Here is a 26,987-nt window from a genome sequence, read left to right as displayed (position 1 = left end):
TCTGAGTTGGCGGCCATTGCATTTTTTTCAGCAGAAGCGGACCGCCACCAGCTTTGCGTTACAGTTTTCATAACAATTCGAAGGGGAAGGATAAGTGAATAAATCTGAGCTAATCGACGCTATTGCCGAGTCTGCAGATCTGTCTAAGGCATCAGCCGGTCGTGCACTTGATGCCGCCGTTGAAGCGATTACTAATGCGCTGAAATCTGACGATTCTGTGTCTCTGGTTGGCTTCGGCACTTTTAGCGTTAAAGAGCGCGCTGCCCGCACGGGTCGTAATCCTCAGACTGGCGCGCCGATCGAAATCGCCGCTGCAAAAATTCCTAGCTTTAAAGCTGGTAAGGCGCTGAAGGATGCCTGCAACTAATTTGTTGCTAGGCTAGAGCGTTAGACAGGGTCGTCTACGAGGTATCCGCCTCTGTCAAAAGGCGCATCGAAAGATGCGCTTTTTTTATATCTGAATGGGTTCAATGAGCAATGCTGCAAAATATCCGCAACAATATCCAGGGGACGGCTGCGAAGGTCATTATCGCAATCATCGTGGTTCCCTTTGCACTTTTTGGTATCGACAGTCTGTTCAGTGGCGGTGCACAGCCCCCTGCGGCGACGGTGAATGGCGAAAAAGTTTCGCTGGCGGAGTTGCAGCAGGCGATCGCAATGCAGAAGCGACGGCTGATCAATATGATGGGCGATCAAATTGATCCCGCTATGCTCGATGACAACGTGCTCCGCAAGCCGGCGCTGGACGCCTTGGTTAAACAGCAATTATTGCTGCAAGCTGCGGATAAAGCCGGTATTCGTATTTCTGACAAGCAGCTCAATACTGTTATTGCCTCCATGCCTCAGTTCCATGAAGACGGGCGTTTTTCACAGCAGCGCTATCAGCAGGTATTGAGACTGCAGGGTTACAACAGTGCGTTGTTTAAGCAGTTATTGCGCTCTGATTTATTGATTCAACAACTTTCAGCGTCTGTGTCGTCTTCGGCCTTTGTCACCGAAAGTGAGTTAGATGAAGCTATTGCCTACATTCATGAGACCCGTGATTTCCACACGGTGAATGTACCTCTGAGTAACTTTGAAAAAACCGTCGACTTAAGCGCTGAGCAGATTCGTGCTTATTACGACAATAATTTAGACCGCTTTCAAACTGAGCCGAAAGTTAAGCTTTCCTACATAGAATTGCGTGAAGAACAATTTTACCAGCCGGTTTCTGAAGAGCAGCTTGAGGTTGAGTATCAGCGTTTGCTTGATGGCATGGCTGTAGACAGTGAGCGGGAGGCTGCACACATTTTACTCGAGCTCAGCGATGAGCTGAGCCGCGAACAGGCCATAGCGACCTTGCAAGATGTGCGCGAGCAATTGGCGGCTGGTGAAGATTTTGCAGAGCTGGCTAAATCATTATCGCAGGACCCTGGTTCCGCCTCACTGGGAGGGGCCCTTGGGTTTACTAAAGGTGATAGTTTCCCGGCCGAATTTGAAGACGCGCTAGCTCAGCTGCAGCCCGGCGAGGTATCGGCGCCTGTTGAGACTGAGGCTGGTATCCACCTGATTAAATTGCTCAGCGTTAAACAGCCCGAGCTGCCGAGCTTCGAGTCAGTACGGGGTGATATTTCGCAGCGCTTAAGCCGCCAGAAAGCTGGCCCGAAATTGTTGGCCGTGGTCGAATCACTGCGTGATTTGGTATTCAATGCCGAAAATTTAGTGATGCCCGCTGCGGAGCTTGAGTTGGATATCCAGAGCAGTGACTGGCTGAGCGCTGATGATAGCGAAGGCTTGTTTGCTCACCCTCGTGTTAAGCAGGCGGCGTTTGACCCAGAACTCCGAGAGCAGGCGCTGAACAGTGAGGTTTTTGAGCTGACGCCCGGGCACTTTGTGGTTATCCATATCGATGCCTATCAAGCCCCACAAACGCAGCCTTTTGAGCAAGTGGAAGAGCAAATTGTGGCGACGTTGCGCAGTGAAAAAGCGGCGCAATTGGCTGCTGAACAAGCCGCCGAAATAGAGCAGCAGCTTGCGGCATCGGAGCGCGCTGAAGTGCTTGCCAAAAAGTACGGGCTGCAATGGCAGGCCGTACAGAGCGTGCGGCGCAGCGATATCAGTGTTGAGCAGGATATCCGTCGCTTTGTATTTCAGATGGCGCCGCCAGCGGATGGCGCCGTTGCTGCCGCCACGATGCATCGTCAGAATGGCGATTACCTTGTCGTCCAGCTTCGTGCGAGTGCAGCCGGCGAGCGCAGTGCGCTAGACCGCCAAGCGCTGGACGAGCTGCATCGCAGCGTGGTGCAAAATGCCTCGTCACAGGCATTTGCTAATTACTTCAATGTGCTGTGGAACAGCGCCGATATTAAGATTAACTAAGGCCTTGTCACCCTTAACGACGTGACAAGGCACACGCTTGTATCACCCAGAGCCTTTAGTGTTTCTGGCAAGGAAAAAATAATGAGTAAGACGAGCGAACAACGGCGCTTGTCGGCGGGGCAGGTCGATATTTGGTGCTGTGCCACCGACGACCCGCGATTGCTGGCAAAAATGGACCGCTATCTGGCCATGCTCCCAGAGGATGAGCGCGAGGAGTACAATCAGCGACAGCATGCTGGGCAAGCTGAAGATTATTTGGCGGGCCGAGCGTTTTTGCGCACCGTATTGGCGCAATACACCGGTGTTAAGCCAGAGGAGTTGGTGTTTGGCAGCAATGAGTTTGGCAAGCCCTTTTTGCCGGGTAGTCAGGAGTCGGTCAGCTTTAATGCTGCTCATACTCACGGCTTGACGCTTTGTGCGGTGGCTAGCGGATGCGACATTGGTGTTGACGTCGAGTTTCAGACCGACAGTCAGGGTATGCTGGAGGCGGCCGATGACTACCTGTCTGCGGCCGAGATGAGCGCCTTGCGCGACGTTGACGAGGAGGGCCGGCTGGCGGTTTTCTTTCGTTCCTGGACGCTTAAAGAAGCTTATTTAAAAGCGCGTGGCCAAGGCTTGTCGGTGCCGCTCCACGATTTTTCGGTAATGCTCGACGGTATGCGCGTTAGTCGCTTTGACGCTGCTGACGCCGAACGCTGGGAATTGCGCTTGTTGGCGCAGGACGATGACTTTACCGCGGCGTTGGCCGTAGCCGGTAAGCTCGAACAGCTCCGGGCCTACCACTGTATCCCATTGGTCGAAACTACTGCATTGGAACAGCTCGCTGACTTGCTGCCGGCGCGGTAAGCAGCTTAGGCGTAGCTCGTCTTAGGAGGACGCGTGTACAAAATTTTAACTCTCAACCAAATCTCGGTTAAAGGCCTTGAGCGCTTGCCGCGGGACCGCTACGAAATTGCCAGCGAGTTCAGTTCACCTGACGCCATCCTCTTGCGCAGTCACAAGCTGCAAGCCGCCGATATTCCCGCTTCTGTTAAGGCGATCGCCCGTGCTGGCGCCGGTACCAATAACGTGCCGGTTGCTGATTGTACTGCTCGCGGTATTCCAGTATTTAACAGCCCGGGTGCCAACGCCAATGCAGTAAAAGAGCTAGTCATTGCCGGTTTGGCGCTGGGTTCTCGTGGGATATTGCCTGGCATCGCCTATGTCAACACGCTCGCCGACATGGACGATGGCGCGGAACTCGCCAAATTGCTGGAAAAGGAAAAGAAACGCTTCAAAGGCAATGAGCTGGCTGGGCGCACCCTGGGAATCGTTGGTCTGGGCGCTATCGGCTCGATGATTGCGCGCGCGGCCCTGGATCTGGGGATGCAAGTTATCGGCTACGACCCGGCGCTGTCAGTGGATGCCGCCTGGCGCCTGCCCAGTGCGGTACAGCGCATGGAAAACCTCAGTAGCTTGTTTGCTCGTGCTGACTACATCACTCTTCACCTACCGGTGCTCGACGCTACTCGTGGCTTGGTCAACGCCGAGTTGCTGTCCAACTGCCGCCCGGGCACCTGTTTGCTCAATTTTGCCCGTGAAGAAATTGTAAATGTCGGAAGTGTCATTGAAGCATTGGAAGGCGGCAAGCTTCGCCAGTTTATTACTGACTTTCCAACGCCGGAGTTGATCGGTCGCGATGATGTTGTGCTGATGCCACATATCGGCGCCAGTACCGATGAGGCAGAAGAAAATTGCGCAATTATGGCGGCAAATCAACTGGACGATTTTCTGTGTAACGGCAATATTAAAAACTCGGTTAATTTCCCCAATTTGCAGTTGGATCGCAGTGGCGAGCTGCGGCTCGCCGTTGCCAATCGCAATGTGCCGAAGATTCTTGGTAGCATCTTGGCCATTTTAGCCGATGCCGATATCAATATCGTCGATATGCTCAATAAGAGTCGCGACGAAATTGCCTATAATTTGATTGATCTGGCCGCTGACGTCGATGAGACATTGGTCGCCAAAATCGCCAGTTTAGATGGCGTAGTCAATGTGCGGGTGATTCGCTGAGTTCTTGAGTCGCTCGTGTAAGGGGGTGCAGATGAGTACTTTGGCGACGATAGAAGGCCTGTTGCAGAATCAGGCCGGGCGACCACCAATAGAAAAATGGCACCCTGATCTCAGTGGCGACATTGACATCCGTATTTGCGCCGACGGTCGTTGGATTCACGAAGGCGGTGAGATCAAGCGTCACAAGCTGGTGCAGTTATTCGCTTCCATTTTGCGCCGCGAAGACGATGGTGAGTACTACTTGGTGACCCCGGTAGAAAAATGGCGTGTCGCGGTCGAAGATCTGCCGCTGTTGATCGTTGATTTGGAAGTCAGTGAGGCCACTGACCAAGAGCGTAGGGTGGTAGTCAAAACCAATGTCGATAGCTGGTTTGAGCTGGGAAGCGATCACCCACTGATGGTTGAGACAGATCCCTTAAGCGGTGAGCCGAGCCCGGCGGTCATGACGGAACACGGCCTGTTGGCGCGGGTTAATCGCGCGTGTTTTTACAGGCTTGTCGAACTTGCTGAAACGCAGGGGGATCGTTTGCTGTTGTGTACGGCGGGTCAGTCATTCGAATTGGGGAGAGTCTAGCGGCGGCGGTTATACGGGCGGGTCGCCCGGCAAACGTACACAAAAAAGGGCAGCGTAAGCTGCCCTTTTTGTGTTGGCCGGGGGCCGAACTACATATTCGGGTAGTTCGGGCCGCCAAGGCCTTCGGGGGTCACCCAAACAATATTCTGTGCAGGGTCCTTGATGTCACAGGTCTTGCAGTGAACGCAGTTCTGGCCGTTGATCTGAAAGCGCGGTTGACCGCCTTCGTCCTCAATCACTTCGTACACCCCGGCCGGGCAGTAGCGCTGTGCCGGCTCGGCGTACTTCGGCAGGTTCTCGCGAATCGGCAGCTCTGCATCTTTCAAGGTAAGGTGGCAGGGCTGGTCTTCTTCGTGGTTGGTGTTAGACAGAAATACCGAGGTCAAGCGGTCGAAGCTAAGCTTGTTGTCCGGCTTCGGGTACTCGATCTTCTTGCTGCTGTCAGCCGGCTTCATCTGCGCATAGTCGGGCTTGGTGTCGTTGAGTGTCCACGGCAGTTTACCGCCGAAGATATTCAAGTCGAGGAAGGCGTAGGCCGAGCCAAACAGGTTACCGTATTTGTGCTGAGCGGGGCCGAAGTTGCGCTGCTCGTGAAGTTCTTTATACAGCCAGGAGTTTTCAAAGGCTTCTTTGTACTCAACGAGCTCTTCACCGGCTTTGTTGTCTTCGGTGATCGCCTTGTGCACGACCTCTGCCGCCAGCAGGCCGGACTTCATCGCGGTGTGGCTGCCTTTAATTTTGGCAAAGTTCAGGGTGCCGGCATCACAGCCGATTAGCAGGCCGCCAGGGAAGCTCATTTTGGGCAGTGACTGCAGGCCACCTTTGGAAATAGCGCGTGCGCCGTAGGAAATGCGCTCGCCACCTTCCAGGTATTGTTTCACAACCGGGTGCTGCTTATAGCGCTGAAACTCTTCGAAGGGCGACAGCCAGGGGTTGTCGTAGCACAGGTCGGTAATCAGGCCGACGGCGACTTGGTTATCTTCGATGTGGTACAGGAAGGAGCCACCCAGAGCGCCGTTTTCAGACAGAGGCCAGCCGGCGGTGTGAACGACTTTGCCCTGCTCGTGCTTGGCAGGGTCAATCTTCCACAGCTCTTTAATACCGATGCCGTAATGCTGAGGGTCCTTGCCGGCGCTGAGGTCAAATTTTTCAATCAGGCGCTTGCCGAGGTGGCCGCGACAACCTTCGGAGAACAGGGTGTATTTGGCGTGCAGCTCCATGCCGGGCATATAGCTGTCTTTTTGGCTGCCGTCTTCGGCAATACCCATGTCGCCGGTAACGATGCCTTTTACACTGCCATCGTCGTTGTACAGCACGTCAGCGGCGGCAAAGCCGGGGTAGATCTCCGCGCCCATACCTTCGGCTTGCTCGGCCAGCCAGCGGCAGAGGTTGCCCAGGCTAATAATGTAGTTGCCTTCATTGTGCATGGTTTTGGGCACGGCAAAGCTGGGCACTTTGACCGCCTTTTCGGCGCTGGTCATAAAGTAGATGTCGTCGCCGGTCACTTCAGTGTTGAGCGGGGCGCCTTTTTCTTTCCAGTCTGGGAACAGTTCGTTGAGGGCTGTGGGCTCAAATACCGCGCCCGACAGGATATGGGCGCCGACCTCAGAGCCTTTTTCCACAACGCAGACACTGATGTCCTTGCCGCTGCTCTCGCTCAGTTGACGGATCTTACAAGCCGCTGCCAGGCCGGCAGGGCCCGCACCGACGATCAGTACGTCAAACTCCATAGATTCGCGTTCCACAGACTCTCTCCTCTCTATAATCTTCGGTGCAGCCCTTGTTATGCGGGCGTTTTGACACCATTTTTGAAGGCGCAAGTATAAGTGTCAGCACTTTAAAAGGCCACAAAAGCGGTGACTTAGCTGATTAACTTGTCGGTCATTTTACTATTGGCTGGCGGCTTTTGTATGGCAGAAATGACTGGCTGGCAGGCATTTTCGGCGATATTCATGAAAATTGAGCCTTTGTATTATCGTTATTCACTTTGTGAATGGCTTGGTTTTATTGACCTCGGCGGCCAATGGCGTCAATATAACGGCGCTTTTTCAAAGGGGCTTCGTCTGGTCGGATCGAATTTTCAATCCGCAGCGTAAGGACGATTAGCTATTTCAATTCATTTACGCGTTTACTGGGGAATCCATGAAGGTTCTTGTTGCTGTCAAACGAGTCGTTGACTACAACGTCAAAGTGCGTCCTAAGTCGGACGGTACTGGCGTTGATCTGAATAATGTCAAAATGGCGATTAATCCATTCTGTGAAATCGCTGTTGAAGAAGCAGTACGCCTGAAAGAGAAGGGTATTGCTACCGAGATCGTTGCTGTGTCGATCGGTCCTAAAGTTGCACAGGAGCAGATTCGCACTGCACTGGCACTGGGCGCTGACCGCGGCATTCTCGTTGAAACAGAAGAAGAAGTTCAGCCCCTGGGTATTGCCAAGGTTCTGAAAGCGGTTGTCGACAAAGAACAGCCTCAGCTGGTAGTACTCGGCAAGCAGGCGATTGATGGCGACAACAACCAAACTGGCCAGATGCTGGCAGCATTGACCGGCATGGGTCAGGGCACATTTGCCTCTGAGGTTGAGGTTGATGGCGACAGCGTTGCGGTAACTCGCGAAATTGATGGTGGTCTGCAAACCGTTAAGCTGAGCCTGCCGGCCGTGGTGACTACCGACCTGCGTCTCAACGAGCCGCGCTACGCGTCTCTGCCCAACATTATGAAGGCGAAGAAAAAGCCGCTGGAAACACTGACTCCCGATGAATTGGGTATCGATGTGACCCCACGTGTTAAAACCCTGAAGGTTGAACCGCCGGCGGAGCGCCAAGCGGGCATTAAGGTTGCAGACGTTGCCGAACTGGTTGAAAAACTGAAAAACGAGGCGAAGGTAATCTAATGAGCATTCTAGTTGTTGCAGAACACGATAACGCCTCTATCAATGGGGTAACCCTGAATGTTGTCACCGCGGCGAAAGCGATCGGTGGTGATATCACTGTACTGGTCGCCGGCGAAAGCTGTGGCGCGGCGGCAGAAGCGGCAGCCAAAATTGATGGCGTAAGCAAAGTGCTGGTTGCCGACAATGCCGCCTACGGTCACCAGTTGGCTGAAAACGTTGCGCTGTTGGTTGCCGAGCTGGGCAAAGACTACGGTTACATTCTGGCGCCGGCGACTACCAGCGGCAAAAACACACTGCCGCGCGCCGCGGCGCTGCTGGACGTTGCGCAGATTTCTGAAATTGTCTCTGTAGAGAGCGCTGATACGTTCAAGCGTCCTATCTACGCCGGCAACGTTATTGCCACGGTTCAGTCTTCTGACGCGATCAAAGTGATTACCGTTCGCGGTACGGCATTCGACGCCGCTGCGGCTGAAGGTGGCTCTGCTGCCGTTGAGGCTGTGGCCAGCGCCCATGACGCCGGTAACTCCAGCTTCGTTAAAGAAGAGCTGGCGAAGAGCGATCGTCCCGACCTGACTGCTGCTGACATCGTTGTTTCTGGTGGTCGCGGCATGCAAAATGGCGAAAACTTCAGCATGCTGTACACCCTGGCTGACAAGCTCGGCGCAGCGGTTGGTGCTTCACGCGCGGCGGTTGATGCCGGCTTTGTACCCAATGACATGCAAGTTGGTCAAACCGGTAAGATTGTTGCTCCCGGGCTGTATATTGCCGTGGGTATTTCCGGTGCCATCCAGCATTTGGCGGGTATGAAAGATTCGAAAGTGATCGTTGCTATCAACAAAGACGAAGACGCTCCAATCTTCCAGGTTGCCGACTACGGTCTGGTTGCCGATTTGTTTGATGCAGTACCCGAGCTTGAAAAAGCCATCTAATTGCCACGCGCAATAGGATGCTTGAAGAACCCGGCCCTAGGTCGGGTTTTTTTATGCCTGCGGCAACGGCTTTAAGTCAGGCGACAAGGCTATAATTACAATCTAATGGGTGTCTAGAAGGAGAATGATGTGATGAAACGTGCGTTCTTGGCGGTGTTATTGCTGGTTGCGGCGAGTGGCGTGAATGCCCTGGAGTTGGATGGCGCCAAATCTCAGTTAAAGGTAACCAGCATCAAAAACGACCGGGTTGCTGAGTTATTCAGTTTTAGCGAGGTATCAGGAAGCCTTAACGAAGACAGCGGTGAGGCGCTGATCATTGTGGCACTGGACAGTATTGACAGTGGTATTGATATTCGCGATCAGCGGATGAAAAAGTATTTATTTAACACCGATCGTTATAAAACAGCCGAATTTCGCGCAAGGGTGGACGTGCAGGCGCTGAGGTCGCTGACCCCCGGTGAGCCCCGCTCAATGCGTTTGTCTGGCGAATTGTCGATCAGTGGTAAAACCCTGCCAATCCACTTCGCCACACAGGTCACCAAGCTGAGTGGTGGTGCGATCAGTGTTATCACAGTCGAGCCGGCGTTTATCGATAGCAATGCCGTAGAGATGGCCCCAGGTATTGAAAAATTGCGCAGCTTAGCGGGCTTGAAAAACATCAATCTGTCAGTGCCGGTGACCTTCGCGGTGCAATTTCACTAGCTTGACTTAATCCCGGCGCAGTTCGTCGGCGATGGCGATCGGGCTCGGGAAATTTAATACAACGATATAAGACGAGACGACGAAGGTAAGGATGGCCGTCGCCTGAACGAGATGGGATGCGGCGCTGCCAATCAAGCCGTGATCAAAGGCCAGGTAGGCAATAAGCAGGGAAAACTCGCTGATTTGCCCGAGGCGAAAGCCGAGGTCCCAGCACAGTGTGTTGGACTCAAGGGTGTTCCTGAGAAGATAGCGGAAGCTCAAGGGTTTGATCAGTAAAATCAGTCCTGCCAGCAGGCTGGCCGGCAGGGCAATTTCGGCGAGTAAGCCGAGGTCGAAACGCGCGCCGAGCGAAAAGAAAAACAGAATTAAAAAGAAGTCTCTAAGTGGCTTTAGGTTGATCGCAATGTACTGCGATATCGGGCTGGTCGCCAGGCTGATACCGGCGATAAAGGCCCCCATCTCGGCTGACAAGCCAAGCGCATGTGCCGCTTCCGCCAAGCCCAGGCACCAGCCTATGGCCAAAAGAAAAATATACTCATGGAAGCGGTCGAAGCGTTTGATCAGCGGCAGTAAGATGCCGCGCAGAGCGGCATAGGCGGCGGCGCAGAGTAGGGGGAGGGCAAGCAAGGTCTTGACGAGGCTCAAGCCAGAAAACTCTCCTTGGCTGACGCTAAAGATGACGAGCAGCACCAAAATCGCAATCATGTCTTGCAGCAGCAATATTCCAACCATGACTTCACCGTTTTCGCGGTGGTGCAGTACTGTTGTTGGCAACAGCTTTATGCCAATAATCGTGCTGGAAAACATCATTGCAGCACCAATGACCAGGGCTTCGGCGTTGCTGAAATTGAACAGCAGGCTCACTAGGTAGCCGACGGCGAGAAATATCGCCGAGCTAATCAGCGCAACGCGGGTGGTTTTTTTTAGGCTGTGCAGCAGCGCTTGAGGCTGCATGTCGAGGCCGAGCAGGAACAGCAGGAAGACAATGCCGATGTCCGCGATCTCGGCCAGTAGTTCGAGGTCGGTGACCCAGGCCGCGCCGTAGGGGCCGATAATGGCGCCCAGGAGAATATAGGCAATGAGCAGGGGTTGGCGGCTGACTAGGGCTAGCGACGCGAGTAGGGCGGCGCCAGTAAAGATTAGGAAAAAGGAAAAAGTCAGACTGGTTTCCACGCGTTCACGGCCCCTGCTGCAAGGAAGAGTACTGCTTACAGCATAGCGGAGCGTTGATAAGGCGTAAAAAAACCCGCCGAGGCGGGTTTTTCGAAGGCTAGCCTTGGCGCCGTCTAAACAATGGCAGAGGCTGATCTGCCGAGGGTTGGTAGCTGTCGCTAAAGTCGTTAAAGCTGGCCAGCGCCGCTTCCAGTTCGTCGCCTGGCAGGGCGTAGCTGCTAAAGCCGCAGCGCTTCATAAAGAACAGCTGATCGCGGATAAAGTCGCCAATGGCGCGAATTTCACCTTGGTAGTTGCGCTGTTCGCGCAGTTCGCGAGCGTAGCTAAAACCGCGGCCATCCATAAACTTAGGAAAGTCGATGGCGATAAACGCGCACTGGCTGAGGTCGTCGTCACTGAGCTGCTTGGGCGACTCGTCACTGGCTAGATACACCGCAATGTCGCCCAGTGCGAGCAGGGCCTCGCGCTGCGCTTGCCACAGTGCAAGCGGCACGATGACGCCGCCGCTGCTGGGCAGGGTCTCTGTGTCGCGCCACACTTGCCAGTTGTCGTCGACGATCTGGCCGTTATTGATAATCTTAGGCATATACACGCTCCTTAAACGGGTCGAGGCCGATACGCTCAAAAGTATCGATAAAGCCTTCTTCGGGCTGGCGTAGCTCAACATAGCAGTTGAGGATTTTTTCAATGACATCGGGGACGTCGTCCTGGGCGAAGGACGGGCCGAGAATTTTGCCCAGCGAGGCGCTTAGCCCCTGGCTGCCGCCCAGTGAGACCTGATAAAACTCCTGGCCTTTTTTGTCCACACCCAGGATACCGATATTGCCGATATGGTGGTGGCCGCAGGCGTTCATACAACCGGAGATGTTGAGTTCAATGTCGCCCAAGTCGTAGAGGTAGTCCAAATCGTCGAAGCGGCGTTGAATGGCTTCGGCGATGGGGATGGACTTGGCATTGGCCAGCGAGCAGAAATCACCGCCGGGGCAGCAGATGATGTCATTGAGGGTGCCAACGGTCGGGCTGGCAAGTTCCAGCGCCACCAGTTTTTGCCACAGGGCGTAGAGCTGGCGTTGCTCGATATCCGGAAGGACTAAGTTCTGCTGGTGGGTGCTGCGAATTTCGCCAAAACCAAATTCTTCGGCGAGGTCGGCAACAGCCTCAAATTGCTCGGCGGTAATGTCGCCAGGCGCGACGCCAACGGTTTTCAGCGACAGCGTGACGATGGCGTAGCCGGCCTGTTTGTGGGCATGCACATTGTGCTTTAGCCAGCGGGCGTAATCGACATTTTCCAAGGCCTGGGCCTGCAGGTCTTCATTGGCCAGTGCCTGGTAGGCCGGCGGCGTGAAGAAGGATTTGGTGCGGGCAATTTCTTCGGCGGGCAAATCGAGTTGGCCGTCTTTAATATGCGCCCACTCTTCTTCAACCTTGGCTTTAAAGGCCTCGGCACCCATGGCGCGCACCAGTATTTTGATGCGGGCTTTGAATTTATTGTCGCGGCGGCCAAGCTGGTTGTAGACCCGAACAATCGCTTCCAGATAGGTCAGCAGGTGGCGCGCTGGCAGGGCGTCGTGAATCACGCTGCCAATTACCGGGGTGCGTCCCAATCCGCCACCGACAATCACCTTAAAGGCGGTTTCGCCGTTGGCATCTTTAACGATCTGCAAGCCGATGTCGTGAACCAGCACTGCGGCGCGGTCTTGCTCGGAGCCGCACACGGCAATTTTGAATTTGCGCGGCAGGAAGGCGAATTCTGGATGGAAGGTCGACCACTGGCGGATGATCTCGCACCACGGGCGGGCGTCTTCGACTTCGTCGGCGGCCACGCCGGAAAATTGGTCGGCGGTGACGTTGCGAATGCAGTTGCCGCTAGTTTGCACGGCGTGCATGTCGACATCGGCCAACTCGTCGAGAATATCGGGTACTTCCTCAAGCTTGGGCCAGTTCAACTGGACGTTTTGACGGGTACTGATATGGGCGTAGCCCTTGTCGTAGTGGCGGCTGATATAGGCCAGCTTGCGCAGCTGAGCGCTGTTTAGCGTGCCGTAGGGCACAGCAATGCGCAGCATAGGCGCCAAGCGCTGAACATAGAGGCCGTTTTGCAGGCGCAGAGGCAAAAATTGTTCGTCGCTGATTTTGCCAGCGAGATAGCGTTCGGTTTGGTCCCGGTACTGGGCCACACGCTGACGAACGATTTGGCGGTCGTACTGATCGTATGCGTACATAAAGCTGTGAGGTCTCTCGGATTGGATATGGAGTCGAGGCTTGCAGGGCAGCCGCAGCGCTTAGTTGCAAATCGCAGCGTAATATTAAGTGTTAATCGGTTATATCACTAATGCTTTTTGCGGATAAGCCTTATGCGATCATCCGATTAGTTAGGGGGAGGTGGCGCCGGCCATAAACTTGTTATAATGCGCGCTTTTACGCCGGCTCGCCGGGTGACGAATCCACACTATTGCCATTGAGGTTGCCATGTCAGACCAGAATCAAGAAGCTCGCGAAGATAATTTTGCCGATGCCTGTGCCGCTATCGCTATTTTGAGCATTACTATTTCAACCGTCGTCTTCTGGTTGGCGGGTATGCCCTCGTAATTAGCGATTGGAAAAAAGCTGCCTCCGGGCAGCTTTTTTTTTGCCTGCAGCTTGGCGCTGGTCAGCAGGCGGGCGCATTGCGACCGCCTGCGGGGCCAGGGGTGCGGTTAACGCGTAGCGCTCAGGGGTCGTAATCCAGAATGGGCGACAGCCAGCGCTCCATGGTGGCCATCTCCATGCCCTTGCGTTTGGCAATGTCGGCCACCTGATCTTTGCCGATGCGGCCCACAGCGAAGTAGCGAGACTCCGGGTGGGAGTAATAAAAGCCGCTGACGGCGGCCGCCGGGACCATGGCTAGATGCTCGGTGAGACTGATGCCAGTTTGCTCGGTGGCGTTGAGCAGGGAAAACAGCGTGCTTTTCTCCGTGTGATCGGGGCAGGCGGGGTATCCCGGCGCCGGGCGAATGCCGCGGTAGCTTTCCTTGATTAATTCCTCATTGCTCAGCGACTCGTCCGGCGCGTAGGGCCAAAACTCCCGGCGTACCCGCAGGTGCAGATGCTCGGCAAACGACTCGGCCAGGCGGTCGGCTAGTGCTTTGACCATAATGGCGCTGTAGTCGTCATTGGCGGCTTCGTATTCCTTGGCCAGTTCGTCGGCGCCGATGCCGGTAGTGACGGCAAAGCCGCCGACATAGTCGTCGATGCCGCTGTCTTCGGGCGCGATATAGTCGGCCAAGCTCATTTGCGGTTTATTGTCGGCTTTCTGAGCCTGCTGGCGCAGGTGGTGCAGAACGGCCAGTTCCTCGCCCGACTCGTTAAATACCGCGATATCGTCACTGCCGCGGCGCTGGGCCGGCCAGAAGCCGATCACCGCATTGGCTTTAATGCGTTTTTCGTCGATCAGTTTGTCGAGCATCTTCTGCGCATCGTCATAGAGGTTACGCGCCGCTTCGCCGACTTTGTCATCGTTGAGGATTTTCGGGTATTTGCCCGCCAGGCCCCAGGAGATAAAGAACGGTGTCCAGTCGATGGTTTCGCGCAGGGTTTCCAGCGGGTAGTCGCTGAAGCTGCGGGTGCCTAGGAAGCTCGGTTTGGGTGGCTGGTAGCCAGACCAATCAAAGCCAAAGCTGTTCTCGCAGGCGGCAGGGTAGTCCAGCAGGCGCGTTTTTTTTGCGTTGCCCGCGCGGCGGGCGCGGATGCGCTCGTATTCGTCGCGGCGGTCGGCGACAAACTGTGCTTTCATGTCGCGACTGATGAGCTGAGTGGCAACGGCGACACTGCGCGAGGCATCCGGCACATAGACGGTGACATCGTTGTGGTATTTGGGCTCAATTTTTACCGCGGTGTGGGCCTTCGACGTGGTGGCGCCACCGATCATCAGCGGCACCTGATAGTCCAGACGCTGCATCTCGCTGGCCACGTGCACCATTTCGTCCAGTGACGGGGTAATAAGCCCGCTCAGGCCGATGATGTCGACGTTTTCGGCTTTGGCGGTCTCTAAAATCTTGTCGGCCGAGACCATGACGCCGAGGTCAATCACCTCAAAATTATTGCACTGCAGCACCACGCCGACGATATTCTTACCGATGTCGTGGACATCGCCCTTAACGGTGGCCATCAGCACCTTGCCATTGGCTTTGGCGCCGACTTCTTTTTGGGCCTCGATGTAGGGGTTGAGGTAGGCCACGGCCTGTTTCATCACGCGGGCGGATTTGACCACCTGCGGCAGGAACATTTTACCGTCGCCGAACAGGTCGCCGACTACGTTCATGCCGTCCATCAGCGGCCCTTCGATCACGTCGATTGGCCTAGTGGCTTGTTGGCGCGCGGCTTCGGCATCTTCTTCAATAAAGGTGGAAATACCCTTTACCAGCGAGTGTTCGATGCGCTTGGCCACCGGCCACTCGCGCCAAGTTAAATCCTCTTTTTGCACCATACCCTTGCCGTCGCCGCGGTATTTCTCGGCAATATCCAGCAGGCGCTCGGTGCTGTCGTCGCGGCGGTTGAGAATCACGTCTTCTACCGCGTCGCGCAGTTCATCGGAGAGGTCGTCGTAAATGGCCAGCTGGCCGGCGTTGACGATGCCCATGTCCATGCCGGCTTTAATGGCGTGGTAGAGAAACACCGAGTGAATGGCCTCGCGCACCGGGTTGTTGCCACGAAAGGAGAACGACACATTGGATACCCCGCCAGAGACCATGGCGTGGGGCAGTTCGCGTTTGATATAGGCGGTGGCTTCAATGAAATCGACGGCGTAGTTGTTGTGTTCCTCGATGCCGGTCGCGACGGCGAAGATATTCGGGTCGAAGATAATATCCTGGGGGGGGAAGCCGATTTCATTGACTAAAATGTCGTAGGAACGCTTACAGATTTCCGATTTGCGGGCAAAGGTGTCGGCCTGACCCTCTTCATCAAAGGCCATAACCACCACCGCCGCGCCGAATTTCAGACACTGGCGGGCGCGCTCGCGGAATTCATCTTCCCCTTCTTTAAGGGAGATGGAGTTGACGACAGGCTTGCCCTGTATGCATTTCAGGCCCGCTTCGATGATTTCCCATTTTGACGAGTCGACCATGATCGGCACCCGGGAAATATCGGGCTCCGAGGCGATAAGATTCAGAAAGGTGACCATGGCGGCTTCGGCATCGAGCATGCCTTCGTCCATGTTGATGTCGATAATCTGCGCGCCGTTTTCCACCTGCTGGCGGGCAACGGACAGGGCCTCGTCGTAATTGCCCTCCAGGATCAGCCGCTTGAAAATGGCCGATCCGGTAACATTACAACGCTCGCCAACATTGACGAACAGGCTGTCGGCACCAATATGGAAAGGCTCTAGGCCCGCCAACCGGCAGCTGACTTCACGCTGGGGCAGGGGGCGCGGCGCGACGCCGTCAACCGCACGGGCAATTGCTTCGATATGGGCCGGTGTGGTGCCGCAGCAGCCGCCGACCAGATTGAGGAAGCCGCGCTGGGCGAAGTCGCGCAGCTCGCCGTGCATGTCCTCGGGGGTTTCGTCGTACTCGCCAAACTCGTTGGGTAGGCCGGCGTTAAAGTGACCGCTGAAATGGCAGTCTGCTGCCTCAGCTAATTCCTCAACAAAAGGCCGTATCTCACTGAATCTTCTGCCACAGTTGGTTCCGACGATCAGCGGTTTTGCGTGGGCAATGCTGTTCCAGAAAGCCGTCGGGGTCTGGCCGGACAGGGTGCGGCCACTGGTGTCGGGGAAGGTCACCGAAATCATAATCGGCAGCTCGACACCCTGATCCTCAAAGTACTGCAGCACCGCGTAAACCGCTGCCTTGGCATTCAGGCTGTCAAAAATCGTCTCAATCAGCAGCAGGTCGGCGCCGCCGGCGACCAGGCCGCGGGTGGCGGCGTAGTAGTCGCTGACCAATTTGTCGAAATTGATATTGCGGGCACCGGGGTCGTTGACGTCCGGGGAAATCGACGCAGTGCGCGGCGTGGGCCCGAGTACGCCGGCGACAAAGCGCGGCTTGTCGGGGTTGCGGGCGGTTTCGGCGTCTGCGACCTCGCGGGCCAGGCGGGCACCAGCCAGGTTGAGCTCCTCGGCAATATCGCCCAGTTCGTAGTCATCCTGGGCCACGGCGGTTGAGTTAAAGGTGTTGGTTTCAATAATATCGGCGCCAACATCGAGAAAGGCCTGGTGGATATCGCGAATCAGCTGTGGCCGAGTGAGAGTCAATAGGTCGTTATTGCCGCGCAGATCCTTGTGGTAGTCCGCGAAGCGATCGCCGCGATAGGCCGCCTCTTCAAGCCGGTGTTCCTGGATCATGCTACCCATGGCCCCATCTATTACCAGAATACGGTCATTGAGGGCGGCTTTGAGAAGATCGGCGCGGGCAGTAGAGTGAGTCATGTACGTCCTGATGCTGTTTTACTTAGGGCTAGTAGCCGATGACAGGCTGTGGCCAGAATGGCCTTCGTGCTAAACTGGGCAATTCTATCAGATACTCCGCTTGGCATAGAAATTTCAGTGACGCCGAGCGCGGATATCTGGCCGGGAGTCAACACGAGGTGCACATGACTACAGAGCAAGCCAAGGTTAATTTAACCATCACCGAGTCCGCACAGGGCTACCTTGCTGAGCTGCTTTCGAAACAGGACGACGTGATCGGCGTGCGGGTATTTATCACCCAGCCGGGCACGCCCAAGGCGGAAACCTGCATTGCATACTGCCGCGAAGGCGATGCCAAAGACGATGATATTGTCAGCGATTACGGCAGCTTTAAGGCGTATTTTGAGGGTCGCAGCGTGCCCTTTCTCGACGAGGCATTGATCGACTATGCCAAAGACCGCATGGGCGGTCAGCTGACGATTAAGGCCCCTAATGCCCGCTTGCCAAGGGTGAGTGCGGACAGCCCGCTGGAAGATCGCATCAACTATGTGTTGTACAACGAGGTCAATCCCTCGCTGGCTGCCCACGGCGGTGAGGTGTCGCTGGTGGAAATCACCGATGACATGGTCGCTATCCTCAAATTTGGCGGCGGCTGCCAGGGTTGCGGCATGGTCGATGTGACGCTGAAAGAGGGGGTTGAGAAAACCCTGATCGAACAGGTGCCGGAGTTGACCGGAGTGCGTGACATGACGGACCACAGCAATACCGATAACGCCTATTTCAAATAAGCTTGATCCCGCACGGTGCGCCGCGTTCGCGGCGCCAGAAGGACGCCCGATGATTTCACTACCGTATACCCGCACCCGCATTCAGGTGCGGTTTTCCGACCTCGACTTTCTCGGCCATGTTTCCAACAGCGTGTACGCCCAGTACTTTGATTTGGCGCGCATCGATTTTTTTAATGAAGTCGACAAGCTGTCGAAGACGCCGCACAACGTCATTGCCAGTGTCAAAATGGACATGTTGCGCGAGATCCGTTTCGATCACGAGGTGGTTGTGGACACCTGGTGCTCCCATGTCGGCAATAAAAGTATGACGATAGAGCACCATATTTACGCCGACGGCGAATGTGCCACCACTTCCAGTAGCGTGGTTGTCGGTTTCGACCGCAAGACCCGCGCGGCGATTGCCCTGCCGGAGGATTGGTCGGCGACTGATCCGGCGTTAATCCCCCCTCGCGCAGCGCGATGAGCGAGTGCTGTCCCTGCGGTAGCGAGCAGTCCTATTGCGCTTGCTGTGGGCCCCTGCATCGGGGTGACGGCGAGGCCGCCAGTGCTGCCCAGCTGATGCGCTCGCGCTACACCGCCTTTGTCTGTGGCGATGAGGAGTATTTGCGGCGTACCTGGCAGGGCCAGCGCTGCCCGTCAACGCTGGGCAACCTCGACGCGACCCAATGGCTGGGCCTGCGCCTGCTAGACTGTCCTGAGGAGCAGGGTGATAACGCCGAGGTAGAATTCGTGGCCTTCTATCTGCAGGGGGCTCGCGTCGCCCAGCTCCACGAACGCTCGCGCTTTGTGCGTGAGCAGGGGCGTTGGCACTATGTCGACGGCGAGATGCTGGCGGCGGTGAAATTGTCGCGCAATGATCCCTGCTGCTGTGGCAGTGGCCAAAAGCAGAAGAAATGCCACCCGGAGTATTAATCTGTGAAGCAGTTGCGCATGCTCTCCTACAATGTGCACAAAGGCTTTTGTGCCAGCAATCGGCGCTTTTTACTCGATGAAATCCGCGAGGGCATTCGCAGTGTTAATGCCGATTTAGTGTTTTTGCAGGAGGTGGTGGGCGAAAATCGCAGTCATGCCAGTCGCTTGCCCAACTGGGTCGATGCCGGGCACTTTGAATACCTCGCTGACAGTGTTTGGCCACACTACGCCTATGGCCGCAATGCAATTTATGACCACGGTCACCACGGTAACGCCATCCTTAGCAAATATCCCATTGAACACAGCGACAATGTCGATGTATCGGTCATTAAACGCTCTCAGCGCGGCCTGCTGTTCGCAAAAATTACCCCCGGGGTGCAGCTGGTGTGCGCCCATATGGGCTTGTTGGCGTGGGAGCGTCGCCGTCAATTTCAGCAGCTGGGTCAGCAATTGGAGCAGCGCCTGAGTGGTAATCAGCCGCTGATTATTGCCGGTGATTTCAACGATTGGCGGATGCGTCTACACCAGCGCTTTAGCCGTGGACTGGGACTGCGAGAGGCCTTGACCGAGCGCTACGGCAAGCCGGCGCGCACCTTCCCGGCACGGCGGCCACTGCTGCCGCTGGATCGTATCTATTTCCGCGGTTTGACGCTGCGCGATGCCCGCATTTTGCACGGCGAGCCCTGGCAGTCGCTGTCGGACCACTGTGCCCTTTATGCCGAATTTGAGCTGCCCTAGCACAAGGACTGTCCGGGCAAAAAAAAGCCCCGGGGACCGGGGCAAAGCCATAGATGGTGTAGAAGCACTCTTCGTTACGCAGTGAGGGCCTGGCTGGATCAGCTGGGCATAAAAAAAGGCGCCAGAAGGCGCCTTTGCAATGCTTCTATGCCGTGATTAGCGCTTGCGTTTGGGCAATACCTCGCGCAGGCGGTCGCGCATATCGCGCAGCGCCGCTTCGGTATCTTCCCAGCCAATACAGCCATCGGTGACCGATACGCCGTATTCCAGCTGCGACAAATCCTCGGGGATTTTTTGGTTGCCGGGCTTGATATTGCTTTCGATCATCAGGCCGACAATCGAGGTATTGCCCTCAAGTACTTGATTGGTCACGTTCTCAATGACCAGTGGTTGCAGCTCTGGCTGCTTGTTGGAGTTGGCGTGACTGCAGTCGACCATAATATTCTGCGGGTAACCGGCTTTGGCCAGCGCTGCTTCGCAAAGCTTGATATGCACCGAGTCGTAGTTGGGCCCGGCGCTGCCGCCGCGCAACACCACATGGGCGTAGCGGTTGCCGCGGGTATGGATAACCGACACCTGGCCCTCGTTGTTGATGCCCAGGAAACGGTGGGGTTTGACGGCTGAGCCGATGGCATTCATCGCCACTTCCAGGCCGCCGTCAGTACCATTTTTAAAACCGACGGCGGAAGACAGGCCGCTGGCCATCTCGCGGTGGGTCTGCGACTCAGTGGTGCGCGCACCAATCGCCGACCAGGCAATGCAATCCTGCAAATACTGCGGAGAGATGGGGTCCAAGGCTTCGGTAGAGGTCGGCAGGCCCAGCTCGGAAATATCCAACAGCAACTTGCGGCCGATGTGCAGGCCCTCTTCAATTTTGAAGGTGTCGTTTAGATAAGGGTCGTTGATCAGGCCCTTCCAACCGACCGTCGTGCGCGGTTTTTCAAAATACACACGCATGACGATCAACAGCGTGTCTTGAAGCTCATCGGCCAAGACTTTCAGGCGTTTGGCATAATCCATCGCCTGGTCGACATCGTGGATTGAACAGGGGCCCACGACGACAAACATACGGTGGTCTTTGCCGTCCAAAATGTTGCGCACGGTTTCGCGCCCGGCAGTGACTACGGCCTTAGCGGTATCGCTCATGGGCAGAGCGGCTTTAAGGCTAGCCGGAGTAATCAGCACTTCCTGTGCTTCGACGTTGAGGTTTTCGATAGCTGTTTCAGACATAGTTTTTGGGGAATCAATACGCAATAGAGCCTGACATTCTAACTGAAAAGCGCCGTAATAAAATATCAAGTGGTGGCTAACAAGGCTAAAATGCGCCTTTTCATGCGCATTTATTCAGAGAGTGCCCTACATGCCGCTGCTGTTCCCCTCAATAATTGCTGTGATGCTGGCCGCGCCACTGCACGCCGACCAAGCCCGCGATGAACTGCCTGTGGAAGTCTGGTCTCCAGCGCCACGCGAAGTGCCCGTCGACCGGTTTCACGACTGGCCCTGTGATCGCCTGGCGAGCGCCGAGGCTAAAGATGATCGAGAGAAGGCGCAGCTAAGCGACCGCAAGAAGGCCTGCCTGCAGCGCTACCAGCAATTTATTCCCGGCACAGGACTGCGCTGATGGCCAAGATTTTTAAACCGGCAGGTCGACGCGGCGCCAAAGGCCGGCGGCCGAGCACGGCAGGGGCCAACACACAGCAAGTGGAGTTGGAGATTCTGCGCCTTGCCGATGATGGCCGCGGCGTTGCCCAGTACCGGGACAAGGTGGTGTTTGTTGAGCAGGCGCTTCCCGGCGAGCGCGTGCAGGCCCAATGGCTGCGCCGGCATAAGCGCTTCGACGAGGCGCGTGTGGTGCAGAGACTCAACGACGCTGCAGCGCGGGTTGCACCGGTTTGTGAATATTTCGGTGAATGCGGCGGCTGCCAGTTACAACATTTGGAATACCCCGGGCAGTTGCGGCACAAGCAGCAGCGCCTGGCTGGCTTGCTCGGCGATACCGCGCTCTCAGTGAGGGTGATACAGGGTGAGCCCTTGGCCTATCGGCATCGCGCAAGGCTGTCATACCGGGCGGGGCATTTAGGTTTTAAATCCACGGCCAGCCACCACATCGTCAATATTGAGCACTGTGCGGTGCTTGAGTCGGTTCTGGAGCGGGCTGTGGTCGACGCGCGGCCGGTGCTTCTGCGCGCCTTAAAGCAGAGTCACAGCGCCGAGCTGCAGTTCAGCCTTGGCAGTGATGGACGGGTCGGTTTGGCAATAGATGACGATCGCCGCCGGGGCGATGACTGGTGTGAGGCGTTGGCCGAGGCACTGGCTCCCCGCGTAGAGTTGCATCGGGTGAGCAGTGATGGCAGGCACTGGCAGAGCGATTTGGCGCCCTTGCGCTATGGCGATGACGAGCACAGTCTGGCGTTTTTGCCCGCTGACTTTACCCAGGCCAACCGCCAGTTAAATAGTGCTCTAGTGGCACAGTGCATCGCCTGGTTGGCGCCGAGTGCTGGTGAGCAGCTGGTCGATTATTTTTGTGGGCTGGGCAATTTCAGTCTGCCGCTGGCGGCAAGCGGTGCCAGTATTTTGGCCGTCGATGCCGGTGAGGAGATGCTGGCGCGTGCGCGTCAGCGCGCCGAGCAATTGCAGCTGAGTGTGGAGTTCGTGAAGGCGGATTTGTTTGACGCCGCGCAAATTCCGCTGCGCCAGGCTCGCAAGGTCCTGCTTGACCCGCCGCGGGCAGGCGCCCGCGCGGTCTGCGAGGCGCTGGCGGCAGCGGCCAATGTCCAGCGTATTGTCTACGTCTCCTGTGACCCGGCGACCTTGGGCCGAGATGTGGCGATATTGCGCGGCGGCGGCTACATACTGCGCGATGCGGTAATGGCGGATATGTTTCCCCAGACCCACCACATGGAGTCGCTGTTGTTGTTGGAGCGCGATTAAGCCATTTTGGCGATGATGTCCTCGGCATAGCGCAGCACGCCGTCGCGCTTTTTTTGTGGGTCGCTGGTGTTGCCGTAGTAAAACGGCCAGGGCTGGGTGAGGATGTGCGTGACACCGTGGTCTTCCAAGCGCCGGTAGGCATCTGGGGTAAAGGCGTCGGAGGGCGTCGCCATCACCGAAAAATCCCGGTTGTCTAAGCCCTGCTGGCGGCGGTAGTCGCGTATTTTCTCGATGCTGGCAATGATCTCTTCACTGCTTTGCAGGTCGCTGACCCAGCCGTCGTGGCGCGCTGCGCGGCGCATCGCTGCCGCGCTGATACCGCCCACCCAAATTGGCGGTATCTCACTGGGCGCGGGGTTCATCTCCAGTGGCGAAAATTGATAGTACTGCCCCTGATAGCTGACCATCTCACCACTCCACAGCAGTGGCAGAATCTCCAAAATTTCATCGCTGCGCTTGCCGCGTGTATGGAAGTCTTGCTGCAACAGTGAGAATTCATCTTTCGACCAGCCAACCCCGATAGCGGGAATAACCCGGTTATCCGAAACAATGGCGGCGGTGCTAATGGCCTTGGCCACCAGAAAGGGGTTGCGCATCGGCAGTACGAAGATATTGTTGGTGAACTTTAGCCTCGTTGTCACCGCCGCAAGGGCGGCAATCATCACCCAGGGGTCCGGCCAGTCGGTAAAGGGCTGCCAGCGACGCTCGCCGTCTTCGGTATAGGGATAGGGGTGATTGAGGGTTTCGGGATTGACCACGTGGTCGGAAAACGACATGGCCTCCCAGCCGCTGTCGTCGGCGGCAATCGCCAACTCGCGCAGCTCCTTTAGCGGGCAAAATGATGATGACAGGACAAATTTCACGGTGCTCTCCGGTCTGCAGTTATTGTTATTGTCTGAGCCTTTGTCGACAGGTTTAGAGGCGGTGTTCGCGGCGGATGTGGGTGAGCAGGGCGTCGGTGGCTTTTTCCAGGGTGCGAATCACCGTGTCGAACTGTTCGGCATCGTCATAAAAAGGATCGGGGATTTGGCTGTTACCGCCGTGTTGAGAGTATTCCAGCAGTAATTTGATTTCGCCGCTAAACCCCTTTGGTGCCCAGGCCTCGACGTTACTAAGGTTCTTGCGGTCCATCACGATGAGGTAGTCGCTGCGGTGATAGTCCTCGTCGCAGATTTGCCGGGCGACTTGAGAGCTGATGTCGTAACCGGCCGCTGCGCAGGCACGGCTAGATCGCGGGTCCGGAGACTTGCCTATATTGAAGGCGGCGGTGCCGCAGGAATCTACGGTGATGCTGTCGCTGAGTCCCGCCTCGGCGACCTTGTGTTCGAGAATGCCCTGGGCAGCAGGCGAGCGGCAGATATTGCCAAGACAAACAAAAACGACGTGTACAGGCATGGGCTAAATCACCGGATATAAACACTGTCGAAAGTAGCACGCGCTTTGCACAGGGGGCATCACCCGTTTGGTGGGCGTTATTTTTCCGCCAGTAAGACGACGAATTTTGCGTCGGAATGTATCACTTGGCAGTTGCCGAAACGTTTTTTTAAAATCGTGTGATAGCCAAGGTGGCGATTGCCAACCACGCATAATTGGCCGCCGGGGCGCAGCTGTCGGTAGCTATCGATAAACATTTGCCGGGCAATATGGTCGCCAATCTGTTGTTCTTGATGAAATGGCGGGTTGCAGAGCACAAGGTCCAAGGGCGCGCCGGTATAGCCCTGCAGGCAGTCGGTCGCGTAAAAGTTTGCGTCGACAGCAGACAAGTTGTTGGCGACATTGCGCCGTGCGCTGTCCACTGCCATATACGATTCGTCAAAAAAATGTAGCGCTGCAGCTGGCCAGCGCCGCGCCGCAGCAATGCCAAGCAGGCCGTTGCCACAACCCAGGTCAGCGAGGTGTTCAGGGGGATTAAGCTTGTCTAGGGCGCTAATCAGCAGGCGACTGCCGCGGTCTAATTTTGCGCGTGAGAACACGTTGGCGCGGTTGCCCAGTGATATCTCCAGCTCTGGGCACTGAAAGCTGAGCCAGTCGTCATCGATCGCGGGTTCACCGTGCAGTTGTTGCAAGCGGATCAGTCGCGCCTTTTTCCATGCTAGGCTGGCGGCGGCCTCGCCGAGGCTATTGCTGAAAACGGCCATGGTAGGCGCATCGAGATATTTGGCCATGGTTGCCGCGACAAAGGCCTCTGGCCGTGCGATTAGCGTGCTGATCTGCTGTAACTGGAAGCGCATATAACTGTGGTTGCGCGGCAGGCGGTAGAGAACGGCGGCAAAGTCGCCCTCCGGACGTTCACAGCTGCTAAGTATCTGCGGGCTGCGACGGCCGTTGGCGCTGCAGTTTTCACTGGCGGCTAGGTGGGCGACAGCGGAGTCCGACCACGACACACACTCGTAGTCCGCCCGCGCGACTGCCAGTGCGCCAAATTGATCGTTGACCAGTAGCAGGCGGCTGCCTGGCGCCGGCGGCGCTTCGGCAATGGCATTAAGTAAGTAGCGGTCGGCGGCATCCCAGGCTTGCAGTACTTCGTTGCGGCGGCGAGGCCGGCGCTGCAGTTCAAAGCCGCCGAAAGGGGTGTCGAGGAAGGTTGTGCTCAAGGCCTTAGTTATCCTCGAGCAATAGGTCACACAACTGTTCACGCTGCTGGCTACTCAAGCCAAGACCCACTTCAAAATAGCGCTGTAGGTCGCCGTAGCTATCGGCAATGGTGTCAAATGCGGCGTTGATAAACTGAGGCTGCACATTGAATAGCACGCGGATGACGTCTTCGCTCACCTGCAGTGTATCCATTGCGGAAATTTGCTTTATCACTTGGTCGGTGCGGGCTGCGGTATAGTGATTGGTGGCCAGGTAGTCATCCATAATGGTGTTTTCCGGCACGTCCAAGGCGTGGAGCAATAGGGCGGCAGCAAGTCCTGTACGGTCTTTACCCGCGGTGCAGTGGAATAATTGTGGGTAGTTGTCGGCGTGCAACAGTGATTGCATCCAGTTGCGGTACACCGGTGTAAATTGGCTGATCATTTCGCGATTGGCGTCAATTAGCAGCGCAGCCATATCGTCCACACTGACATCGCGCTGTTGCAGGCGGGCGGTTACCAACTCTATCTGGGCGGCGTCGACAGCAATTGGCATGGGTTCCACGCGGATTGCCGTATCGGCAGGCAGGGCGTGAGGGTCCATGCCGCGCTCCTCATCGGAGCGAAAGTCGACAATGCGCCGCACCGACAGTCGCTCCAAATACTTTTGATCTTCCTCGCTTAAGCTCGACAGTTTGTCGGTGCGGTAGATCATTCCCCATTTCAGGCTGCGGCCATCGCGGCTTTGGTAGCCGCCGAGGTCGCGGAAATTGTGCGCTTGCTCAAATGGTAATTTGCGCAAACTATGTCGCTCTTCGCTCGGTAACTCGGCGGGGATGGGGCGATGACCTGCGGCCAGTTTGTAATATTCGGTGGCGACAGGGGTGAGGTGATCAGTCATGGCGTGGAGACTCTTCAGTGTTGCCGGCGTTTTGCTGGGGCGGCTGGCGGCTGGCGCGGTACTCGCCTGGGGTCATGCCTGTCCACTTTTTAAATGAGCGGTGGAAGGCACTGGGTTCGTCAAAGCCCAGTAGGGCTGACACGGCATTAATTTTAAGTTCCGGTTGGTTAAGCCAGCGCAGGGCGTGCTCCTTGCGGAGCTCGTCCTTGAATTGCTGGTAGGTGGTACCCAAATCTTTTAAACGGCGACGCAAGGTTCGCACCGACATATTAAGGTTTTCCGCCATCGTCACGACACTGGGGAACTCGTGACTGAGGTCGTTACCCACGATGCGTTTCATTTGCGACAGCAGTGAACTGTCGTCGTCATCTTGAGACACCAGTAGGTGGTAGGGGGCATCGCGAAGGAATTTGCGCAGCGACTCCTCGGTGTGGATCAGCGGGCAATCCAGGCAGTGTTCGGCGATTAAAAAAGCATTGTGCTCACGGCCATAGTGGATCTCGCAGTTAAACAGCTGCTCAAAATACGTGGGGTTGTCCGGGGCGCTGGCCTGCATGTGGACGGCGATCAGCTCCAGTGGTTTGCCGATCAGCCACTGACAGAAGCGTCGCCAGATCGCCATGGTGTGGGCGCTGGTATAACGCTGGTCATCGGTGTCGTCACTCTCGGCGAGCTCGACATCACTGGGGAAACGGTAAAAAGCGGTGCCGTCGCCCAGTCGTTCGACGGGACGACGCGCGGCACTGGGAACGTCGCTCAGGGTGCGGCAAAAAATAATAAACTCTGAGGCCCGGCGCAGGGCCTGCTCAAGAGTTTCGCAGTGGATGATAAACAGTGACAGCATGCGGAAACTGCCCGCCGGGGTGCGTTGGCGCAGCCCCAGACCAAAGGATTCGTCTTGCAGCAACCACATTACCCTGCGGTAAATCAGCGAATAGTAGTGGGCGTCAATCGGGCTGTCTAAATCGGCATTAGCGGCGAGCGGGTCGATGGGCAATTGCAAAGAGCGCAGCAATTCTGCGCTATTGTAACCTTGCGCTTCTGCCACCTGCAGCATACTGCGGGCGTATTTGAGCGGT

Annotated in this window: 27 protein-coding genes; 16 read left to right on the top strand and 11 right to left on the bottom strand. The window is 56.2% G+C overall.

The window, feature by feature from the left end; translation table 11 throughout:
• Positions 1 to 94 precede the first annotated feature (94 nt).
• From ABYM29_RS01930 to ABYM29_RS01910, 5 genes are all read left to right on the top strand, one after another.
• Positions 95 to 367 (top strand): HU family DNA-binding protein, encoded by a 273-nt coding sequence (locus ABYM29_RS01930; RefSeq protein WP_027873785.1) that lies wholly within the window; start codon positions 95 to 97, stop codon positions 365 to 367.
• 110 nt (positions 368 to 477) lie between these two features.
• A complete protein-coding gene (locus ABYM29_RS01925) occupies positions 478 to 2,358 on the top strand; it encodes a SurA N-terminal domain-containing protein (RefSeq protein ID WP_372861438.1) in 1,881 nt (626 codons plus the stop codon).
• Between the two features lie 81 nt (positions 2,359 to 2,439).
• Positions 2,440 to 3,204, top strand: a complete 765-nt coding sequence (locus tag ABYM29_RS01920) for a 4'-phosphopantetheinyl transferase superfamily protein (RefSeq protein WP_372861435.1) — start codon at positions 2,440 to 2,442, stop codon at positions 3,202 to 3,204.
• Between the two features lie 33 nt (positions 3,205 to 3,237).
• Positions 3,238 to 4,410, top strand: a complete 1,173-nt coding sequence (locus tag ABYM29_RS01915) for a phosphoglycerate dehydrogenase (RefSeq protein ID WP_372861433.1) — start codon at positions 3,238 to 3,240, stop codon at positions 4,408 to 4,410.
• A 31-nt stretch (positions 4,411 to 4,441) separates the two neighbouring features.
• Positions 4,442 to 4,984: a DUF1285 domain-containing protein gene (locus ABYM29_RS01910; protein ID WP_372861430.1), complete on the top strand. Its 543-nt coding sequence runs from the start codon at positions 4,442 to 4,444 to the stop codon at positions 4,982 to 4,984.
• Positions 4,985 to 5,073: 89 nt separating this feature from the next.
• Here ABYM29_RS01910 and ABYM29_RS01905 read toward each other — a convergent pair whose 3' ends face one another.
• The gene (locus tag ABYM29_RS01905) at positions 5,074 to 6,729 is read right to left on the bottom strand and encodes an electron transfer flavoprotein-ubiquinone oxidoreductase (RefSeq protein ID WP_372861428.1); all 1,656 of its coding nucleotides are present in this window, start codon (positions 6,727 to 6,729) and stop codon (positions 5,074 to 5,076) included.
• Between the two features lie 165 nt (positions 6,730 to 6,894).
• On the opposite strand from ABYM29_RS01905, the gene ABYM29_RS01900 reads away from it, so the two are divergent.
• The 4 genes from ABYM29_RS01900 to ABYM29_RS01885 all read left to right on the top strand — a co-directional run bounded on the left by ABYM29_RS01900 (position 6,895) and on the right by ABYM29_RS01885 (position 9,507).
• Positions 6,895 to 7,080, top strand: coding sequence for a hypothetical protein (locus ABYM29_RS01900; protein WP_372861424.1), 186 nt, complete (start codon positions 6,895 to 6,897; stop codon positions 7,078 to 7,080).
• Positions 7,081 to 7,126: 46 nt separating this feature from the next.
• Positions 7,127 to 7,876: an electron transfer flavoprotein subunit beta/FixA family protein gene (locus ABYM29_RS01895; RefSeq protein ID WP_372861422.1), complete on the top strand. Its 750-nt coding sequence runs from the start codon at positions 7,127 to 7,129 to the stop codon at positions 7,874 to 7,876.
• On the top strand, positions 7,876 to 8,805 hold the full coding sequence (locus tag ABYM29_RS01890) for an electron transfer flavoprotein subunit alpha/FixB family protein (protein WP_372861420.1): 930 nt from the start codon (positions 7,876 to 7,878) through the stop codon (positions 8,803 to 8,805). Before ABYM29_RS01895 ends, ABYM29_RS01890 begins: the two co-directional genes overlap by 1 nt.
• A gap of 132 nt (positions 8,806 to 8,937) precedes the next feature.
• Entirely contained in the window at positions 8,938 to 9,507 is a 570-nt protein-coding gene (locus tag ABYM29_RS01885; protein ID WP_372861418.1) for a YceI family protein, read from the top strand.
• Between the two features lie 6 nt (positions 9,508 to 9,513).
• On the opposite strand, the gene ABYM29_RS01880 is transcribed toward ABYM29_RS01885, so the two are convergent.
• The 3 genes from ABYM29_RS01880 to ABYM29_RS01870 all read right to left on the bottom strand — a co-directional run bounded on the left by ABYM29_RS01880 (position 9,514) and on the right by ABYM29_RS01870 (position 12,902).
• Positions 9,514 to 10,680, bottom strand: a complete 1,167-nt coding sequence (locus ABYM29_RS01880; RefSeq protein WP_372861415.1) for a cation:proton antiporter — start codon at positions 10,678 to 10,680, stop codon at positions 9,514 to 9,516.
• 97 nt (positions 10,681 to 10,777) lie between these two features.
• Positions 10,778 to 11,266 carry a DUF934 domain-containing protein gene (locus tag ABYM29_RS01875; protein WP_372861413.1) on the bottom strand — a complete coding sequence of 163 codons (489 nt, stop codon included), beginning with the start codon at positions 11,264 to 11,266 and terminating at the stop codon, positions 10,778 to 10,780.
• Positions 11,259 to 12,902 (bottom strand): nitrite/sulfite reductase, encoded by a 1,644-nt coding sequence (locus ABYM29_RS01870; protein ID WP_372861411.1) that lies wholly within the window; start codon positions 12,900 to 12,902, stop codon positions 11,259 to 11,261. The genes ABYM29_RS01875 and ABYM29_RS01870 overlap by 8 nt, the downstream gene beginning before the upstream one ends.
• A gap of 247 nt (positions 12,903 to 13,149) precedes the next feature.
• Here ABYM29_RS01870 and ABYM29_RS01865 point away from each other — a divergent pair, with 247 nt between their 5' ends.
• The gene (locus ABYM29_RS01865) at positions 13,150 to 13,269 is read left to right on the top strand and encodes a methionine synthase (protein WP_372861408.1); all 120 of its coding nucleotides are present in this window, start codon (positions 13,150 to 13,152) and stop codon (positions 13,267 to 13,269) included.
• Between the two features lie 121 nt (positions 13,270 to 13,390).
• On the opposite strand, the gene metH is transcribed toward ABYM29_RS01865, so the two are convergent.
• Positions 13,391 to 17,086, bottom strand: a complete 3,696-nt coding sequence (gene metH, locus ABYM29_RS01860; protein WP_372861406.1) for a methionine synthase — start codon at positions 17,084 to 17,086, stop codon at positions 13,391 to 13,393.
• A 164-nt stretch (positions 17,087 to 17,250) separates the two neighbouring features.
• Between metH and nfuA the strand changes: the two genes are divergently transcribed.
• Genes nfuA through ABYM29_RS01840 form a run of 4 tightly spaced genes read left to right on the top strand, consistent with a single transcriptional unit; the run spans position 17,251 to position 19,503 of the window.
• On the top strand, positions 17,251 to 17,853 hold the full coding sequence (nfuA, locus tag ABYM29_RS01855) for a Fe-S biogenesis protein NfuA (RefSeq protein ID WP_372861403.1): 603 nt from the start codon (positions 17,251 to 17,253) through the stop codon (positions 17,851 to 17,853).
• 49 nt (positions 17,854 to 17,902) lie between these two features.
• On the top strand, positions 17,903 to 18,316 hold the full coding sequence (locus ABYM29_RS01850; RefSeq protein WP_372861400.1) for an acyl-CoA thioesterase: 414 nt from the start codon (positions 17,903 to 17,905) through the stop codon (positions 18,314 to 18,316).
• A complete protein-coding gene (locus tag ABYM29_RS01845) occupies positions 18,313 to 18,765 on the top strand; it encodes a YchJ family protein (protein WP_372861397.1) in 453 nt (150 codons plus the stop codon). Before ABYM29_RS01850 ends, ABYM29_RS01845 begins: the two co-directional genes overlap by 4 nt.
• A gap of 3 nt (positions 18,766 to 18,768) precedes the next feature.
• Positions 18,769 to 19,503, top strand: coding sequence for an endonuclease/exonuclease/phosphatase family protein (locus tag ABYM29_RS01840; protein WP_372861395.1), 735 nt, complete (start codon positions 18,769 to 18,771; stop codon positions 19,501 to 19,503).
• 156 nt (positions 19,504 to 19,659) lie between these two features.
• Here the strand turns inward: ABYM29_RS01840 and ABYM29_RS01835 are convergent, their stop codons facing one another.
• Positions 19,660 to 20,733 (bottom strand): 3-deoxy-7-phosphoheptulonate synthase, encoded by a 1,074-nt coding sequence (locus ABYM29_RS01835; protein ID WP_372861393.1) that lies wholly within the window; start codon positions 20,731 to 20,733, stop codon positions 19,660 to 19,662.
• Positions 20,734 to 20,863: 130 nt separating this feature from the next.
• Here ABYM29_RS01835 and ABYM29_RS01830 point away from each other — a divergent pair, with 130 nt between their 5' ends.
• Together ABYM29_RS01830 and ABYM29_RS01825 are read left to right on the top strand one after the other, a co-directional pair.
• A complete protein-coding gene (locus ABYM29_RS01830) occupies positions 20,864 to 21,124 on the top strand; it encodes a hypothetical protein (RefSeq protein ID WP_372861392.1) in 261 nt (86 codons plus the stop codon).
• Positions 21,124 to 22,434, top strand: coding sequence for a methyltransferase domain-containing protein (locus tag ABYM29_RS01825; RefSeq protein ID WP_372861389.1), 1,311 nt, complete (start codon positions 21,124 to 21,126; stop codon positions 22,432 to 22,434). The genes ABYM29_RS01830 and ABYM29_RS01825 overlap by 1 nt, the downstream gene beginning before the upstream one ends.
• On the opposite strand, the gene ABYM29_RS01820 is transcribed toward ABYM29_RS01825, so the two are convergent.
• From ABYM29_RS01820 to ABYM29_RS01800, 5 genes are all read right to left on the bottom strand, one after another.
• The gene (locus ABYM29_RS01820) at positions 22,431 to 23,297 is read right to left on the bottom strand and encodes a TIGR03619 family F420-dependent LLM class oxidoreductase (protein ID WP_372861386.1); all 867 of its coding nucleotides are present in this window, start codon (positions 23,295 to 23,297) and stop codon (positions 22,431 to 22,433) included. The genes ABYM29_RS01825 and ABYM29_RS01820 overlap by 4 nt on opposite strands.
• A 52-nt stretch (positions 23,298 to 23,349) precedes the next feature.
• Complete coding sequence (locus ABYM29_RS01815) at positions 23,350 to 23,829, bottom strand: low molecular weight protein-tyrosine-phosphatase (protein ID WP_372861383.1); 480 nt, start codon at positions 23,827 to 23,829, stop codon at positions 23,350 to 23,352.
• Between the two features lie 77 nt (positions 23,830 to 23,906).
• Positions 23,907 to 25,028 carry a methyltransferase gene (locus ABYM29_RS01810; protein ID WP_372861381.1) on the bottom strand — a complete coding sequence of 374 codons (1,122 nt, stop codon included), beginning with the start codon at positions 25,026 to 25,028 and terminating at the stop codon, positions 23,907 to 23,909.
• A gap of 4 nt (positions 25,029 to 25,032) precedes the next feature.
• On the bottom strand, positions 25,033 to 25,908 hold the full coding sequence (locus ABYM29_RS01805) for a tyrosine-protein phosphatase (RefSeq protein ID WP_372861378.1): 876 nt from the start codon (positions 25,906 to 25,908) through the stop codon (positions 25,033 to 25,035).
• Entirely contained in the window at positions 25,901 to 26,956 is a 1,056-nt protein-coding gene (locus ABYM29_RS01800) for an AraC family transcriptional regulator ligand-binding domain-containing protein (protein ID WP_372861376.1), read from the bottom strand. Before ABYM29_RS01800 ends, ABYM29_RS01805 begins: the two co-directional genes overlap by 8 nt.
• Positions 26,957 to 26,987 lie beyond the last annotated feature (31 nt).

The sequence above is a fragment of the Spongiibacter sp. genome, assembly GCF_041602295.1.
Lineage (GTDB): Bacteria > Pseudomonadota > Gammaproteobacteria > Pseudomonadales > Spongiibacteraceae > Spongiibacter.
This window is presented reverse-complemented; position numbering and strand designations above follow the sequence as displayed.

What these genes read in the sequence shown, in the direction of transcription:
- ABYM29_RS01890 (WP_372861420.1), top strand. Translation starts at nt 7,876, where the DNA reads ATGAGCATTCTAGTTGTTGCAGAACACGATAACGCCTCTATCAATGGG.
- ABYM29_RS01805 (WP_372861378.1), bottom strand. Translation starts at nt 25,908, where the DNA reads ATGACTGATCACCTCACCCCTGTCGCCACCGAATATTACAAACTGGCC.
- ABYM29_RS01885 (WP_372861418.1), top strand. Translation starts at nt 8,938, where the DNA reads ATGAAACGTGCGTTCTTGGCGGTGTTATTGCTGGTTGCGGCGAGTGGC.
- ABYM29_RS01835 (WP_372861393.1), bottom strand. Translation starts at nt 20,733, where the DNA reads ATGTCTGAAACAGCTATCGAAAACCTCAACGTCGAAGCACAGGAAGTG.
- ABYM29_RS01910 (WP_372861430.1), top strand. Translation starts at nt 4,442, where the DNA reads ATGAGTACTTTGGCGACGATAGAAGGCCTGTTGCAGAATCAGGCCGGG.
- ABYM29_RS01830 (WP_372861392.1), top strand. Translation starts at nt 20,864, where the DNA reads ATGCCGCTGCTGTTCCCCTCAATAATTGCTGTGATGCTGGCCGCGCCA.
- ABYM29_RS01850 (WP_372861400.1), top strand. Translation starts at nt 17,903, where the DNA reads ATGATTTCACTACCGTATACCCGCACCCGCATTCAGGTGCGGTTTTCC.
- ABYM29_RS01815 (WP_372861383.1), bottom strand. Translation starts at nt 23,829, where the DNA reads ATGCCTGTACACGTCGTTTTTGTTTGTCTTGGCAATATCTGCCGCTCG.
- metH (WP_372861406.1), bottom strand. Translation starts at nt 17,086, where the DNA reads ATGACTCACTCTACTGCCCGCGCCGATCTTCTCAAAGCCGCCCTCAAT.
- ABYM29_RS01895 (WP_372861422.1), top strand. Translation starts at nt 7,127, where the DNA reads ATGAAGGTTCTTGTTGCTGTCAAACGAGTCGTTGACTACAACGTCAAA.
- ABYM29_RS01865 (WP_372861408.1), top strand. Translation starts at nt 13,150, where the DNA reads ATGTCAGACCAGAATCAAGAAGCTCGCGAAGATAATTTTGCCGATGCC.
- ABYM29_RS01870 (WP_372861411.1), bottom strand. Translation starts at nt 12,902, where the DNA reads ATGTACGCATACGATCAGTACGACCGCCAAATCGTTCGTCAGCGTGTG.
- ABYM29_RS01920 (WP_372861435.1), top strand. Translation starts at nt 2,440, where the DNA reads ATGAGTAAGACGAGCGAACAACGGCGCTTGTCGGCGGGGCAGGTCGAT.
- ABYM29_RS01845 (WP_372861397.1), top strand. Translation starts at nt 18,313, where the DNA reads ATGAGCGAGTGCTGTCCCTGCGGTAGCGAGCAGTCCTATTGCGCTTGC.
- ABYM29_RS01825 (WP_372861389.1), top strand. Translation starts at nt 21,124, where the DNA reads ATGGCCAAGATTTTTAAACCGGCAGGTCGACGCGGCGCCAAAGGCCGG.
- nfuA (WP_372861403.1), top strand. Translation starts at nt 17,251, where the DNA reads ATGACTACAGAGCAAGCCAAGGTTAATTTAACCATCACCGAGTCCGCA.
- ABYM29_RS01900 (WP_372861424.1), top strand. Translation starts at nt 6,895, where the DNA reads ATGGCAGAAATGACTGGCTGGCAGGCATTTTCGGCGATATTCATGAAA.
- ABYM29_RS01925 (WP_372861438.1), top strand. Translation starts at nt 478, where the DNA reads ATGCTGCAAAATATCCGCAACAATATCCAGGGGACGGCTGCGAAGGTC.
- ABYM29_RS01875 (WP_372861413.1), bottom strand. Translation starts at nt 11,266, where the DNA reads ATGCCTAAGATTATCAATAACGGCCAGATCGTCGACGACAACTGGCAA.